At 63.9% G+C, this 12,398-nt stretch carries 19 protein-coding genes; 17 read left to right on the forward strand and 2 right to left on the reverse strand.

Going from position 1 to position 12,398, the window contains the following annotated elements:
• Positions 1-71 precede the first annotated feature (71 nt).
• On the reverse strand, positions 72-812 hold the full coding sequence (locus tag ACP15D_RS04040) for a Crp/Fnr family transcriptional regulator (protein ID WP_424956274.1): 741 nt from the start codon (positions 810-812) through the stop codon (positions 72-74).
• 75 nt (positions 813-887) lie between these two features.
• The gene (locus tag ACP15D_RS04045; protein WP_424956275.1) at positions 888-1,265 is read right to left on the reverse strand and encodes a hypothetical protein; all 378 of its coding nucleotides are present in this window, start codon (positions 1,263-1,265) and stop codon (positions 888-890) included.
• Between the two features lie 257 nt (positions 1,266-1,522).
• Here ACP15D_RS04045 and ACP15D_RS04050 point away from each other — a divergent pair, with 257 nt between their 5' ends.
• The 17 genes from ACP15D_RS04050 to ACP15D_RS04130 all read left to right on the forward strand — a co-directional run bounded on the left by ACP15D_RS04050 (position 1,523) and on the right by ACP15D_RS04130 (position 12,395).
• Complete coding sequence (locus ACP15D_RS04050; RefSeq protein ID WP_424956276.1) at positions 1,523-1,885, forward strand: hypothetical protein; 363 nt, start codon at positions 1,523-1,525, stop codon at positions 1,883-1,885.
• Between the two features lie 128 nt (positions 1,886-2,013).
• Positions 2,014-3,501: a cytochrome-c oxidase, cbb3-type subunit I gene (ccoN, locus tag ACP15D_RS04055; RefSeq protein ID WP_424956277.1), complete on the forward strand. Its 1,488-nt coding sequence runs from the start codon at positions 2,014-2,016 to the stop codon at positions 3,499-3,501.
• An 8-nt stretch (positions 3,502-3,509) separates the two neighbouring features.
• Positions 3,510-4,235 (forward strand): cytochrome-c oxidase, cbb3-type subunit II, encoded by a 726-nt coding sequence (ccoO, locus tag ACP15D_RS04060; RefSeq protein WP_424956278.1) that lies wholly within the window; start codon positions 3,510-3,512, stop codon positions 4,233-4,235.
• 8 nt (positions 4,236-4,243) lie between these two features.
• Positions 4,244-4,408, forward strand: a complete 165-nt coding sequence (locus ACP15D_RS04065; protein ID WP_139247188.1) for a cbb3-type cytochrome oxidase subunit 3 — start codon at positions 4,244-4,246, stop codon at positions 4,406-4,408.
• Positions 4,401-5,270, forward strand: a complete 870-nt coding sequence (gene ccoP / locus ACP15D_RS04070; RefSeq protein WP_424956279.1) for a cytochrome-c oxidase, cbb3-type subunit III — start codon at positions 4,401-4,403, stop codon at positions 5,268-5,270. The genes ACP15D_RS04065 and ccoP overlap by 8 nt, the downstream gene beginning before the upstream one ends.
• Positions 5,270-6,733 (forward strand): cytochrome c oxidase accessory protein CcoG, encoded by a 1,464-nt coding sequence (ccoG, locus tag ACP15D_RS04075; protein ID WP_424956280.1) that lies wholly within the window; start codon positions 5,270-5,272, stop codon positions 6,731-6,733. The genes ccoP and ccoG overlap by 1 nt, the downstream gene beginning before the upstream one ends.
• Positions 6,730-7,230: a FixH family protein gene (locus ACP15D_RS04080; RefSeq protein WP_424956281.1), complete on the forward strand. Its 501-nt coding sequence runs from the start codon at positions 6,730-6,732 to the stop codon at positions 7,228-7,230. Before ccoG ends, ACP15D_RS04080 begins: the two co-directional genes overlap by 4 nt.
• Before the next feature lie 30 nt (positions 7,231-7,260).
• On the forward strand, positions 7,261-7,431 hold the full coding sequence (ccoS, locus tag ACP15D_RS04085; RefSeq protein WP_424956282.1) for a cbb3-type cytochrome oxidase assembly protein CcoS: 171 nt from the start codon (positions 7,261-7,263) through the stop codon (positions 7,429-7,431).
• Positions 7,418-7,795: a hypothetical protein gene (locus ACP15D_RS04090; RefSeq protein ID WP_424956283.1), complete on the forward strand. Its 378-nt coding sequence runs from the start codon at positions 7,418-7,420 to the stop codon at positions 7,793-7,795. The genes ccoS and ACP15D_RS04090 overlap by 14 nt, the downstream gene beginning before the upstream one ends.
• 33 nt (positions 7,796-7,828) lie before the next feature.
• Positions 7,829-8,527 (forward strand): sulfite exporter TauE/SafE family protein, encoded by a 699-nt coding sequence (locus ACP15D_RS04095; protein ID WP_424956284.1) that lies wholly within the window; start codon positions 7,829-7,831, stop codon positions 8,525-8,527.
• Between the two features lie 76 nt (positions 8,528-8,603).
• A complete protein-coding gene (locus ACP15D_RS04100; RefSeq protein ID WP_424956285.1) occupies positions 8,604-9,269 on the forward strand; it encodes a Crp/Fnr family transcriptional regulator in 666 nt (221 codons plus the stop codon).
• 76 nt (positions 9,270-9,345) lie between these two features.
• On the forward strand, positions 9,346-9,561 hold the full coding sequence (locus tag ACP15D_RS04105; protein WP_424956286.1) for a YgaP family membrane protein: 216 nt from the start codon (positions 9,346-9,348) through the stop codon (positions 9,559-9,561).
• A complete protein-coding gene (locus ACP15D_RS04110) occupies positions 9,558-9,710 on the forward strand; it encodes a hypothetical protein (RefSeq protein ID WP_424956287.1) in 153 nt (50 codons plus the stop codon). The genes ACP15D_RS04105 and ACP15D_RS04110 overlap by 4 nt, the downstream gene beginning before the upstream one ends.
• A gap of 9 nt (positions 9,711-9,719) precedes the next feature.
• Positions 9,720-10,148, forward strand: a complete 429-nt coding sequence (locus ACP15D_RS04115; RefSeq protein WP_424956288.1) for a YeeE/YedE family protein — start codon at positions 9,720-9,722, stop codon at positions 10,146-10,148.
• Position 10,149: 1 nt separating this feature from the next.
• On the forward strand, positions 10,150-10,608 hold the full coding sequence (locus tag ACP15D_RS04120) for a DUF6691 family protein (protein ID WP_424956289.1): 459 nt from the start codon (positions 10,150-10,152) through the stop codon (positions 10,606-10,608).
• Positions 10,605-11,495, forward strand: a complete 891-nt coding sequence (locus tag ACP15D_RS04125) for an MBL fold metallo-hydrolase (RefSeq protein ID WP_424956290.1) — start codon at positions 10,605-10,607, stop codon at positions 11,493-11,495. Before ACP15D_RS04120 ends, ACP15D_RS04125 begins: the two co-directional genes overlap by 4 nt.
• Positions 11,496-11,612: 117 nt before the next feature.
• A complete protein-coding gene (locus ACP15D_RS04130; RefSeq protein ID WP_424956291.1) occupies positions 11,613-12,395 on the forward strand; it encodes a sulfite exporter TauE/SafE family protein in 783 nt (260 codons plus the stop codon).
• Positions 12,396-12,398: the final 3 nt, after the last annotated feature.

A 12,398-nucleotide genomic window follows, 5' to 3' on the forward strand; every position in this document is an offset into this window, starting at 1 on the left:
GGTGCCTCGAAGTGCACCGCACCGCTGCTGGTCCTGATTGACGGCACCGGGAAGCACACCGCGCCAAGCCGTCAGCCGCTCGGCGTTTGTCCTGCTTCCGCGAAGCCCGCAAGCGCTTCGGCGTCTACCACCTCGATCCACTCGCGCCCCGACGTGCGGATCGCCCCGATCCCCTTCAAATTCTTGATCGCTCTGCACACAGTCTCGATGGCAAGTCCCAAATGGCTCGCCATATCCGACTGCGCCAGCGCGAGGCGATAATCGCCCTCTCCATCGGCGGCGACATCCGCCTTCGGCAACGAGAGGATCAAAGCCGCCACACTCTGTGTCGCCGACATCCGGGTGCGCATGCCGGCCTGCTCATGCAGCTTCTCGACCTTGTGCGTAAGCACCTGCCCGACCATCCGCTGAAGATTGGTCGACTTCTCGATCGCGCGCCGCGTGATCTTTCGCAGCACAGTTCGTGTCATCGTCTCCGCGCGGCAACCATACCGCGCACCCGAGACGATCCCCGCAAAGCCGCCCGGCCCGACGACCTCCAACACCTGTCGCTGACCCGCCCCATTGCATCGCGTGATGATTACTGCGCCAGAGATGACCTCATAAATTGCGTCTGCGGCGTCGTGCTCATCAAACACAGTGTGCCGCTTCGCATAGATCGAACGACTGGCGACTCCCGTACTGCCGCGCCGCTGCCGCGTCATGCCAAGCTGCGATATCGGGCGAGCTGGTGCAATCGCACCATCTCCCTCTGTCTGATCCGACCGGCCATCACCGGACTGATCAAACGTCCCCTCGATCATCATCATCATTGTTCTCGCCAAATCCCTATAGCCCAACGCACACGCGCAGGCTCGGGCGCTGATAGACTTTGTTGCTCGTGCGCCTCAGGCGAGAACAGACGGCGGCGCACGCGGACGCGCATCGCTGTCGAAACGCTTCTTGAAACTCGGAACTTCGTACGGCGCTTCGAGCACGGCGAGCGCCGATAAGGGGGGAGCAGGGATCGCCAGCCCACCAACGATCAGACCCGGCGCGGCTGTCAGCAAGCACGCATCGCAAACGGCGATGGATCGACCACGCGAACCACCACCCTTCGCGGGTGAGCACAACAGCGGCAGCGTCCCATCAGGCAGTTCGTACGCCGAAAGATCTGGCGTCGACGGACGCACCGGCCGATGCGCCAGCGGCATAAGCAGCATCGCCAGCCCGTAAAGGACTGCGATGAAAAGCCTCTCATTCAGCCGGCGCTTAAAAACTCGCATGTCCACATGCTAGCCAGCCGAATCTTCAACGGTCAATTGGCGCAGCCCATCAATGCCACGAAGTCGCGCCTAAAATGACAATACGCATACGAACAGTTGCCGTTGGAGCGTGGCGACGTGCGACAGCAAGCGTCGAAAGATGAAGACAAATCAACTTTGGTGCGACGTCTTAGTTCGTTGACGATTGAGCCACATCATTGACCTCTGGTGGCATGCTGGGCTGGCTTCATAAAAACGCAAAAAACGACGCTAGGGGGATGATTGTTGCACTTTACGTGCTCGTCACTCTGAGCCTCGTTTTTGCTCAGCGCTGCCTGCGTCCGGGGCACGACGCCCCGGAACCTTCGATTAACCAGATCGATCTTGCAGACTTGTCGCATTTCGCGCATGCGACCCGCACGAACGCGCCCGATAAGCCGCAAACACGCGAGTTCGCCGACCACTCGACCGAGGACTACGAAGCCGACGTCGCCGCCACTTGCGCACCGATCTGCACAAACTTCGCGCACATCAGCGCACAGTGCACCGGCCGATCCTTCGCAGCGCACTTCGCCACACATGTTCCAGCGGCGTTCAAAGCGAACGCACGCTCACGCGCCCCGCCCGCGCTCTTAACCTGAAAATCGCGTCACATCAGGCTCTGCACCCTGCAGCCTGATCTGCGTCAGAAACGCGCGCACCGAGCGCATATCCGCGCACGGCTCTAACAACCCCCCTCGTTCGAACTATTCCAAGGAAGACCGGGCCGATGTCCGCCGCTGCCACTTCTCTCGCATCTGCACATGGGGCTGACGATCGTCAGACGATCATCGGTTACAACGAGGATGTCGTCCGCGCCTTCTCCATCGCAACCGTGCTCTGGGCGCTGTTCGGTCTTGCGGTCGGAGTCTGGGTCGCGCTGCTCCTCGCCTTCCCCGGTATGAACGTCGGCGAGTTCCTCACCTTCGGCCGCCTGCGCCCCGTGCACACATCGGGCGTCATCCTCGGCTTCGGCGGCAACGCACTGCTCGCAACATCGCTCTACGTCGTCCAGCGCACCTGCCGCACCGGATTGTGGGGCGGCCCGAAGCTCGCGAGCTTCCTCTTCTGGGGCTACAACGCCTTCCTCATCGCTGCGATGCTCAGCTACCCGCTTGGGCTGACCCAATCGCAGGAGTACGCCGAACCCGAGTGGTTCCTCGACATCTGGCTGACGATCGTCTGGGTGACGTACCTCGCCATCTTCGTCGGCACGCTCGCCATCCGCCGCGAGCCGCACATCTACGTCGCCAATTGGTTCTTCCTCGCCTTCATCCTCACCGTGTCGGTGCTGCACGTCGTCAACAACGCGGCCGTACCGATTTCCTGGACGTCGACGAAAAGCTATTCGGCCTACTCCGGCGTCCAGAGCGCGATGATCCAGTGGTGGTATGGCCACAACATGGTCGGCTTCTGGCTCACCGCCGGATTCATCGGCATGATGTATTACTTCGTGCCCAAGCAGGCCGACCGGCCGATCTACTCGTACCGTCTGTCGATCGTGCACTTCTGGGCGCTGGTGTTCCTCTACATCTGGGCCGGCCCGCACCATCTGCACTACACCGCGTTGCCGGACTGGACGCAGACGCTCGGCGCCGCTTTCTCCATCATGCTTTGGATGCCGTCCTGGGGCGGCATGATCAACGGCATCATGACGCTGTCGGGCGCATGGTCGAAGCTGCGCACTGATCCCATCCTGCGCTTCCTCGTCGTCGCCGTCGCCTTCTACGGCATGTCGACGTTCGAAGGCCCGCTGATGGCGCTGAAGCCCGTCAACGCGCTCTCGCACTACACCGACTGGACCGTCGGCCACGTGCATTCCGGCGCGCTCGGCTGGGTCGCGCTGATGGCATTTGGCTCGCTCTATCACATGGTGCCGAAGCTCTGGTCGACGCGCTTGTGGTCGATCAAGCTCGTCGAGGTTCACTTCTGGCTCGCGTCGATCGGCATCGTTCTCTACATCACCTCCATGTGGGTGTCGGGCATCACGCAAGGCCTGATGTGGAAGGCCTACGACGAGTTCGGCTTCCTACAGTACTCCTTCACCGACAGCGTTGCGATGCTGCACCCCTACTACGTGGTGCGTGCGCTCGGCGGCATGTTCTTCCTCGCCGGCGGCATCCTCTTCGCCATCAACATCTTCATGACCATCTTCGACGCGCCCGCGCGACGCCGGTCTGACGCTGGGCTGCGCGCCCAGCTCGCGCCTGCGGAGTGAGACCGACCATGAACCACTCCCTCATCGAAAAGTCCGCTGCACTGCTGTTCATGCTGACGTTCATCGTCATCTCGATCGGCGGCCTCGTGCAGATCGTGCCCCTGTTCAAGATCGACACGACTGTCACCAAGGTCGAAGGCATGCGGCCCTATACGCCGCTCGAGCAGCTCGGTCGCAACATCTACACGCGCGAAGGCTGCTACACCTGCCACAGCCAGATGATCCGTCCCTTCCGCGACGAGGTCGAGCGTTACGGCCATTACTCGATCCCCGCCGAGAGCATGTACGATCACCCCTTCCTCTGGGGCTCGAAGCGCACCGGTCCCGATCTCGCACGCGTCGGCGGCAAATACTCCAACGCCTGGCAGCTCGCGCACTTGATCCATCCGCAGGGCGTCGTCCCCGCTTCGATCATGCCGTCCTATGCCTTCCTCAAGGACAAGCCGCTCTACGTCGATGATCTCAACCTGCACATCTCAGCGCTCAAGACCGTCGGTGTCCCCTACGACGATGAGATGATCGCCTCGGCGCGCGCCGACCTGGAGGCACAAGCCACCGGCCAGGGCGATACCGAAGCTCTCCTCAAGCGCTACCCGAAGGCAAAGCTCGGCGACTTTGACGGCGATCCTTCGCGCATCTCCGAGATGGACGCCCTCATCGCCTATCTGCAGATCCTCGGCACTCTCGTTGACTTCTCCGAGCCTGACGCATCCAGCGCCACGCCTTCCAAATAGAGCCAACGATGACCGCCGAGACATTCACCCATCATCTGGAGGCGATCTGGCCAATCATCGGGATCGGCCTGTTCGTGATGATCCTCTGGGTCGTGCTGCATCCGGCCAGCAAGGCCGAGTACGACCGCGACGCGCAAATCCCGTTCGACACGAAAGACGATCAAGATGGCTGAGCATCGCTACGACCCCGTCACAGGTCAGTACACGACCGGCCACTCGTGGGACGGCATCGAGGAGCTCTACACGCCGCTCCCGCGCTGGTGGGTCATCACCCTGGTAATCAGCTTCATCGTCGCCATCATCTATGCCGCGCTCTACCCCGGCTGGCCGACGACGCGCTTCGCCTTCACCGGTCTGCTCGGCTGGACCAGTGCCGGCCAACTCGCCGAAGAGCAGGCCGAAGCACGCAGCGAGCAAGCTCACTGGCGCAACCAGATCGCGGCCAAGTCTGTCGCTGAGATCGAGCAGTCGGACGAGTTGCGCACCTTCGCCATCACCGGCGGCCGCGCACTGTTCAATCAGAACTGCGCCGCGTGCCACGGCATCGGCGCCGGTGGCCAGCAGGGCCAGTTCCCCTCGCTCATCGACGACGACTGGCTCTGGGGCGGCAAGATCGATGATGTATACCAAACCATCGCCCACGGCATTCGCAACGAGGATCCCGAAAGCCGTCAATCCGAAATGCCGGCCTTTGCCGAAATGCTGAGCCCTGAGGAAATCGCTGCCGTCGCCGAGTACGTCGCGACGCTGTCCGATGCCAGCAAGGCCGACAGCCGCAAGGCGCTCACCGGCGCCGAAGTCTTCGCCAACAACTGCGCAGGTTGCCACGGCGAGAACGGCGAAGGCATGCGCGAGATGGGCGCCCCCCGCCTCGCCGATCAGATCTGGCTGTACGGCGATGGCAAAGACGCAGTCGCGCGCCAGGTCGCCCACCCGCGCATGGGTATGATGCCCGCGTGGAAGCCGCGTCTCGGCGATGACGCGGTCAAGATGCTCGCAGTCTACGTGCACTCACTCGGCGGCGGAGAGAAGTAATGCACACGCAGGCGCCGACGGCACTGCAAGCGGCTCAAACCCGTGCCCTGCGCACGGGAACGCCACACGCGGCATCCGGAAAGTTTCGTCTGACGAAAACGGCGCTGACGTCATTCCTGCTCGGGCTCTACTTCATCACGCCGTGGCTGCGCTGGACCCGCGCCGGTGAATCCGCTCAGGCCATTATTGTCGATATTCCAGCGAGCCGCTTCTACCTGTTCGGCATGGAGTTCTGGCCGCCCGACCTGCCTTTGCTGCTCGGCCTCCTGATTTTCTCTGCCGCGACGCTGTTCTTCGTCACCGCATACTTCGGCCGCGTCTGGTGCGGCTTTACCTGCCCGCAAACGGTCTGGACCGATCTCTTCTTCGGTGTCGATCGCCGCATCGACCAGCGTTTCGGCCGCGACAGTGCATTGGGCCAGGCCATCAAGTCCGCGCTGCACATGTTGATCGCTGTGCTGACGGCCTTCACGTTCACCGGCTACTTCATCGACATCACCCACCTCGGCGGCCAGCTCGCGACCGGCATCGCGCCGGCCGCTGCCTATGTCTCCCTCGGCGTGCTCACCTTCACCACATACGTGTTCGCCGCGCACACGCGCGAGAACATCTGCCTGCATATGTGTCCTTGGCCACGCTTCCAGAGCGCGCTGCTCGATTCAGAAACGCTCGTCGTCACTTACCAGTCGTGGCGCGGTGATCCGCGCGCCCGCGCGCGTGTGCCACTGCGTCCCGAGCTTCTCGACATCGGCAGCGAAGGCCCGCCCGCTGCGCAATCCTACCTTGCAGGCAGCGATGCCTATCGCGGTGACTGCGTCGATTGCGGCAAGTGCGTAAGCTCCTGCCCGACGCGCATCGACATTCGCGACGGGTTGCAGCTCGGATGCATCGGCTGCGGGCTGTGCATCGACGCCTGCAACACCGTCATGGACCGCCTCGACCGCCCGCACGGACTGATCAAGCTCGGCACAGAAATGCCGGCCGCGCCGTCCGTCGCGACGGCAAAGCGAACGCGCCCGCGCATCCTGCGCCTCAAGCCGATGATGTTTGCTTCGGTCATGCTCGTCTCTGGCTCCGCGATGGCCGTGGCCCTCGCCAACCGCAGCAACGTCGATGCGAGCCTCGAACATCAGCGTCAGCCGCCGTTCGTGAAAATGTCCGACGGCAGCATTCGCAACGACTACGCCCTCCGCTTCACCCACCGCGGCGATGACATCGCCAGCGTTGCCGTCACCGTCGAAGGTCTGCCCGGCGCCGCCGTCCGCCTTTCGACCGGCGACGAGCCCACGCCCGCATTCATCTGCAATCGCCGTTCGATGTCAGAGCGCGTGATGGTCACCGTGCCAATGCACGCCGCCCCCAAGGGCCGCGTGCCTGTGACGGTCGTGCTGACCGAGCGCGCCACGAACGCGCCCCTAGCCCGCCTCGAAACCTACTTCTGGGGCCCGGGAGGCGCTCAATGATTGCACGCCTGAAGCGCCTCTTCGGTGAGGACCGCTGGATACCCGGCCTGTTCATCGGCTTCTTCGTCTTCCTCGCTTGCGTTGAAGCCTTGCTGATCACGCTGTCGGTCAACAGCTTCTCCGGCCTCTCCGAAGCCGACCCCTACCGCCGCGGCCTCGCCTACAACGACACCATCGCTGAACGGCGCAAGGAGCGCGATCTCGGCTGGCGCGTCAGCATCGGCTTCGAGCCGGAAGGCGCGCTGCGTGGCATCGTCAGGATCGCCGCACGCGACGCCGAGGGCTTAGAGCTCAAGGGCGCGGAGATCACCGCCACCGCCGAGCGCCCCATGGAAGGCAAGCCCCCGCAGCTCATCAAACTGAGCGCGCTGCAGGATGGCGCCGCCGAAGGCACGCTCGCCGTCGATACCCCAGGGCGCTGGTTCGTCCGCGTCAAGATCGCGGATGCCGGCACCAGCATCGAGCGCCGCCGCGAAATCTTCATCGAACCCCAATGACGAGAACGCGCCAGAAGAGGAAGAACCCGCATGGATAGTCTTCTCCTCCTGATCCCTATCGCCCTCTGCCTTGGCGGCTTTTACCTCGCTGCGTTCCTGTGGTCGTTGCGCGCCGGCCAGTACGACGATCTGGAAGGGGCCGCCGCCCGCATCCTGTTTGAAGACGAGCCCTTGGAGAAAAACACCGATGAGCGACGCTAAGTCCGCCACGCCGTTCGAGGAAACACCCCAACGCAAGCGTGCACGCCTGACACTGGCCATCATGAACTCCGCGATGGCCGCGATCGTCTGCGGCCTCACCATCGGCCCCGGGGTCGCAGCCGCTGCCGCGCTTCTGATGGCGGTCCTGCCTTACGCCCCGGTCCTGTGGCGCGTCATCCCCGCCTGGGCACAGGCCAATGTGATCGCCGCCGCCACTGCGCTGTTTTTGCTCAGCGCCATCATCGGCACCATCATCTGGGGCATCGCGGTGCCGTTCTATATCGCACTTGGCCTCGTCCCGGTGATGCTCGCGCTGATCCCCGCCGTCGCCCTGAACAACCCGCCGCTGAGCGATTCCGACTAGACTGCCGGCCGCACAGCGGTCTAAAGGCGGCGCATGTCCGAGCTTACGTTCCTGGCTGGCGTCCTCGTCGGGCTGGCTGCAAGCCTGCATTGCGCCGCCATGTGCGGCCCCATCGCCTCAGGCCTCATTATCGCGCTTGCTCCCTCCGGCGGCGCACACGCTGCCTTGCCGACGCTGCTTGTTGCTCAAGCCGGCCGCATCACGTCCTACGTCATCGCTGGCGCGCTCGTCGGTCTCTTCGGCACCACGCTGTACGCCGGGCTCGACCGCGACGTCGCATTTCAGGTCATGCGATGGGCAGCAGGCGCCACGCTCATGTGGATCGGCCTCTCCGTTGCCGGGCTCGCCCCAGCGCCCACCGCACTCGACAAGGCCACCCGCTTCATCACCGAGCGCCTGACTCGCATTCGCCTCGCACCCCAGCCCAGCTACTGGCTATGGGTCTATTCGACCGGGCTGCTGTGGGGTCTGCTTCCCTGCGGCATGGTCTTCGCGACGCTGTTCTTCGCCATGATGAGCGGCACCGCCGTGCAAGGCGCCGTCATCATGTTCGGCTTCGGCCTCGGTACCCTACCATCCGTCACCGCGACGGCATTCGGCGTCGCATCGTTGAAAGGCTGGGCCGACGGACGCGGACCGCGGATGGCCATCGGCCTCGCCATCGCCTTCCTCGCTGCCATTTCGCTGGCCATCCCGGTGAAGCAACTGATGGACTGGTGCTTCCCCACCTGAACAAGATCGAGCCGGCGAGGCTGACATTACCCCGGTGGACCGATATGGTCGCGCTTCATTAAAGCGGGCCGCCAGAATGTCCGACCAGAATTGGATCTCCCACTTCACCGGGCTGGCCCACCTGCCGCCGGACGTCCTTGCCTCGCTCGTCACCGCAAGCCGCGTGGTGCACCTGCCCGCCGGCACGCGCATTTTCGGCCCCGGCCAGGCGCCCGACGCCTTCCTGCTTCTGATCCGCGGCACGGTGCGCGTGCAGCAGGTCTCGGACTCCGGCCGCGAGATCGTGCTCTATCGGGTCTCCGCGGGCGAAAGCTGCGCCCTCACCACGGCCTGCCTGATGGGCTACGAAGACTACCTCGCCGAAGCCGTCTCCGAGACCGAAGTGGACGCGGTCGCCATCCCGCGCGCCACCTTCGATGACCTCATCGCCCGCTCCCCTGATTTCCGGCGCTTCGTGTTCACCGCCTTCAGCCGCCGCGTCACCGACCTTTTCCGCATTATCGACGAGGTGGCATTCTCGCGCGTCGACGTCCGCCTCGCCCAGCGCCTGCTCGAGCGCGCCAATGCGCAAGGCCACATCGACCTCACCCACCAGCAGCTCGCCTCCGAACTTGGCACCGCCCGCGAGGTCGTCAGCCGCCAGCTCACCGAGTTCCAGCGCCGCGGGTGGATTTCCACCTCCCGCGGTGCCGTCGACATCCTAAATTCAGAGGGGCTGCGCCTGCTCGCGACGGCCCCCTAGGCCGATTGTGACTAGGTCACAGACCTGACCTGCATCAGCGACTATCGAGTGCCCCTCGAACACTGGAGGTGGCCCGATGCTAAAAAATGTCGGTACCTGGGATCGCACGGCGAGGATTATCATCGGCCTTGTGCTCCTGAGCCTTGTTATCATTGGCCCGAGAACATGGTGGGGCCTCGTTGGCCTGTTGCCACTGATCACCGGCCTGGCCCGCTTCTGCCCCGCCTACTCGATCGGTGGCGTGAACACCTGCGCGCTCGGCGTATCGCGGCAACGCGGGGGCCAGGCATGATGAACTTTTTCCTTTTGCCGGGCGATCTTGTCTGCAACGTCGCCGGCATCCCGCACGACAGCGATCATCGGCAGGTGCTGCGATCGTTCATCAACATGATGTTCTGGAGCGTGATCGCGATCCCCGCAGCGCTCTGGATCGGATCCTGAGGACCAACAATGGCAACGGACACCATCGTATCGGCTGCAGTCGGAGGCCTGTTCGTAGGCCTCTCGGCTGCTCTGCTTCTTGCACTGACCGGCCGCATCGCCGGCGTCAGCGGCTTCGTCTCGCGCCTCTTGCCACCCTACAGCGACAATCAATTGCCCGTGCGCCTCGCCTTCGTCGCCGGCCTCGTCATCGCGCCGCTGCTCTACGCGTCTGCCACCGGCATCCCCATAGGCATCGAAGTGAGGTCGAGCCTTCCTCTGCTCGTCATCGGCGGCATCCTCGTTGGTTTCGGCGCCGTACGCGGCGGCGGCTGCACCAGCGGCCACGGCATCTGCGGCACCGCACGCCTGTCATCGCGCTCCATAGCGGCAACTGCGATCTTCATGACCACCGGTGCCATCACCGTCTTCATCATGCGTCACGTCCTGGGAGGCTGACATGCCAATCATCGTCACATTCATCTCCGGCCTCCTGTTCTCGATCGGCCTGATCGTTTCCGGCCTCATCAACCCGACAAAAGTGCTGAACTTCCTCGACATCGCGGGCAACTGGGATCCGAGCCTCGCCATCACGATGGCCGTCGCGGTCGCCACCACGGCCATCGGCTACCGCCTTGCGTTCGCTAAAGGCGCGCCTCTGCTGGGCGGCGTATTCCAACTGCCGGCCAAGGCCGACATCGACGGGCGGCTCGCATCCGGCGCTGCAATCTTCGGCATCGGCTGGGGTCTCGTCGGCTTCTGCCCAGGGCCCGCTGTCGCCGCCTTGGGCATCGGCGCCAACGCTGCCTTCATCTTCGTCCTCGCTATGCTCACCGGCATGGCCATCGCACGCACCCTCGACGCCTTCTCCGTTACACCCATGACGCCACAAGCAGGGATCAAAGGAGGAAACAAATGAGCATTCCCCATGCTGTCGACCTCAGCGTGAAACCTGAAGTGACTGCGTTCTTTGACGAACCGACCAACACCATCAGCTACGTCGTCAAGGACCCGAACTCGAACGCCTGCGCCATCATCGACAGCGTGATGGACATCGACTACGCGGCCGGACGCATCTCATACGACTCCGCCAACGAGATCATCGACTACGTCAAGAAGCACGACCTCAAAGTCGAATGGCTGATCGAGACGCACGCGCACGCGGACCACCTCTCCGCCGCGCCTTACATCCAGGGCAAGGTCGGCGGCAAGCTCGGCATCGGCGAGAACATCAAGGTCGTGCAGGAGGTGTTCGGCAAGATCTTCAACGAGGGTACCGAGTTCCAGCGCGACGGTAGCCAGTTCGATCGCCTGTTCAAAGACGGCGACACCTATCAGATCGGCTCGATGACGGCGTTCGCCATGCTGACGCCCGGTCACACGCCCGCTTGCATGACACACGTCATCGGCGATGCAGCGTTCGTCGGTGACACGCTGTTCATGCCCGATGGCGGCACCGCCCGCGCCGACTTCCCCGGCGGGGACGCGCGCACGCTCTACCGCTCGATTAAGCGCGTCCTCGAGCTTCCTCCCGAGACGCGGCTCTTCATGTGCCACGACTACGCACCTGGTGGCCGCGAGATCAAATGGGAGACCACCGTCGGCGAGGAGCGCGCGCACAACATCCACGTGCACGAGGGCATCTCCGAGGATGAGTTTGTCCGCGTCCGTGAAACCCGCGACAAGACCTTGGAGCTGCCGCGCCTGATCATCCCGTCGATCCAGGTCAACATCCGCGGAGGCAACCTCCCCGAGCCGGACGATACCGGCAAGCGCCATCTCAAAGTGCCGATCAACGAGCTTTGAGACGACACGAGCGCTCCGCGCGTCGGGCTATCGCCACGCCTATCACGTCCCAGCCGGGCTGCCGCTCAATAGCCCGGCTACCCCAGCTCGTCTCTGAAGCTTGAAAGGGTAGCGCCGATGCAGGACCTTCTCGCAACGTTTTCCGGCATCCTCGTCGGCTTCGTGCTCGGACTGATCGGCGGCGGCGGATCCGTGCTTGCCGTGCCGCTGCTGGTCTATCTTGTCGGCGTATCCTCGCCCCACGTCGCCATCGGCACCAGCGCCGTCGCCGTTGCCGTCAGCGCACTCGCCAACCTCATCGGTCACGCCAAGGCCGGCAACGTCAAATGGCCCTGCGCCCTGGTGTTTGCCGCCGCCGGCGTTGCTGGCGCCGCCATCGGCTCAACCCTCGGCAAGCAATTCGACGGCCAGAAGCTGCTGTTGCTGTTCGGCATACTGATGATCGTCATCGCCGCCTTTATGTTCTGGAACCGCCACAGCGGCGGCGACGTGGCCGTGCGCCTCACCCGCCACTCCGCGCCTCGCCTGATGCCCTGGCTGCTGGCCTACGGGACCGGCGTCGGCGCGCTCTCGGGTTTCTTCGGCATCGGCGGCGGCTTTCTCGTCGTGCCGGGCATCATGGCGGCAACCGGCATGCCGATGATCTACGCCATCGGCTCATCGCTCGTCTCGGTGTTTGCCTTCGGTATCACGACCGCCATCAACTACGCGATCTCGGGCCTGATCGACTGGGTGCTCGTCGCCTTCTTCATCGGCGGCGGCATTGCCGGCGGTGTCGTCGGACGCATCGCCGCCCAGCGCCTCTCGACCCACCGGCAAGCTCTCGCCACCGCCTTCGCCGCCATCGTCGCCGCCGTCGGCTTCTATATTGTATGGCGCGGGATCGGCACCATCACCTGACGT

It is taken from the genome of Hyphomicrobium sp. 1Nfss2.1 (genome assembly GCF_965243865.1).
Lineage (GTDB): Bacteria > Pseudomonadota > Alphaproteobacteria > Rhizobiales > Hyphomicrobiaceae > Hyphomicrobium_A.

Bases quoted from the DNA above. Each gene is read 5' to 3' on its own strand.
- ACP15D_RS04110 (WP_424956287.1), top strand. From the start codon at position 9,558: ATGATGAACTTTTTCCTTTTGCCGGGCGATCTTGTCTGCAACGTCGCC.
- ACP15D_RS04045 (WP_424956275.1), bottom strand. From the start codon at position 1,265: ATGCGAGTTTTTAAGCGCCGGCTGAATGAGAGGCTTTTCATCGCAGTC.
- ccoO (WP_424956278.1), top strand. From the start codon at position 3,510: ATGAACCACTCCCTCATCGAAAAGTCCGCTGCACTGCTGTTCATGCTG.
- ACP15D_RS04050 (WP_424956276.1), top strand. From the start codon at position 1,523: ATGATTGTTGCACTTTACGTGCTCGTCACTCTGAGCCTCGTTTTTGCT.
- ACP15D_RS04120 (WP_424956289.1), top strand. From the start codon at position 10,150: ATGCCAATCATCGTCACATTCATCTCCGGCCTCCTGTTCTCGATCGGC.
- ccoN (WP_424956277.1), top strand. From the start codon at position 2,014: ATGTCCGCCGCTGCCACTTCTCTCGCATCTGCACATGGGGCTGACGAT.
- ACP15D_RS04080 (WP_424956281.1), top strand. From the start codon at position 6,730: ATGATTGCACGCCTGAAGCGCCTCTTCGGTGAGGACCGCTGGATACCC.
- ccoS (WP_424956282.1), top strand. From the start codon at position 7,261: ATGGATAGTCTTCTCCTCCTGATCCCTATCGCCCTCTGCCTTGGCGGC.
- ACP15D_RS04090 (WP_424956283.1), top strand. From the start codon at position 7,418: ATGAGCGACGCTAAGTCCGCCACGCCGTTCGAGGAAACACCCCAACGC.
- ACP15D_RS04115 (WP_424956288.1), top strand. From the start codon at position 9,720: ATGGCAACGGACACCATCGTATCGGCTGCAGTCGGAGGCCTGTTCGTA.
- ACP15D_RS04095 (WP_424956284.1), top strand. From the start codon at position 7,829: ATGTCCGAGCTTACGTTCCTGGCTGGCGTCCTCGTCGGGCTGGCTGCA.
- ACP15D_RS04040 (WP_424956274.1), bottom strand. From the start codon at position 812: ATGATGATGATGATCGAGGGGACGTTTGATCAGTCCGGTGATGGCCGG.
- ccoP (WP_424956279.1), top strand. From the start codon at position 4,401: ATGGCTGAGCATCGCTACGACCCCGTCACAGGTCAGTACACGACCGGC.
- ACP15D_RS04105 (WP_424956286.1), top strand. From the start codon at position 9,346: ATGCTAAAAAATGTCGGTACCTGGGATCGCACGGCGAGGATTATCATC.
- ACP15D_RS04130 (WP_424956291.1), top strand. From the start codon at position 11,613: ATGCAGGACCTTCTCGCAACGTTTTCCGGCATCCTCGTCGGCTTCGTG.
- ccoG (WP_424956280.1), top strand. From the start codon at position 5,270: ATGCACACGCAGGCGCCGACGGCACTGCAAGCGGCTCAAACCCGTGCC.
- ACP15D_RS04100 (WP_424956285.1), top strand. From the start codon at position 8,604: ATGTCCGACCAGAATTGGATCTCCCACTTCACCGGGCTGGCCCACCTG.
- ACP15D_RS04125 (WP_424956290.1), top strand. From the start codon at position 10,605: ATGAGCATTCCCCATGCTGTCGACCTCAGCGTGAAACCTGAAGTGACT.
- ACP15D_RS04065 (WP_139247188.1), top strand. From the start codon at position 4,244: ATGACCGCCGAGACATTCACCCATCATCTGGAGGCGATCTGGCCAATC.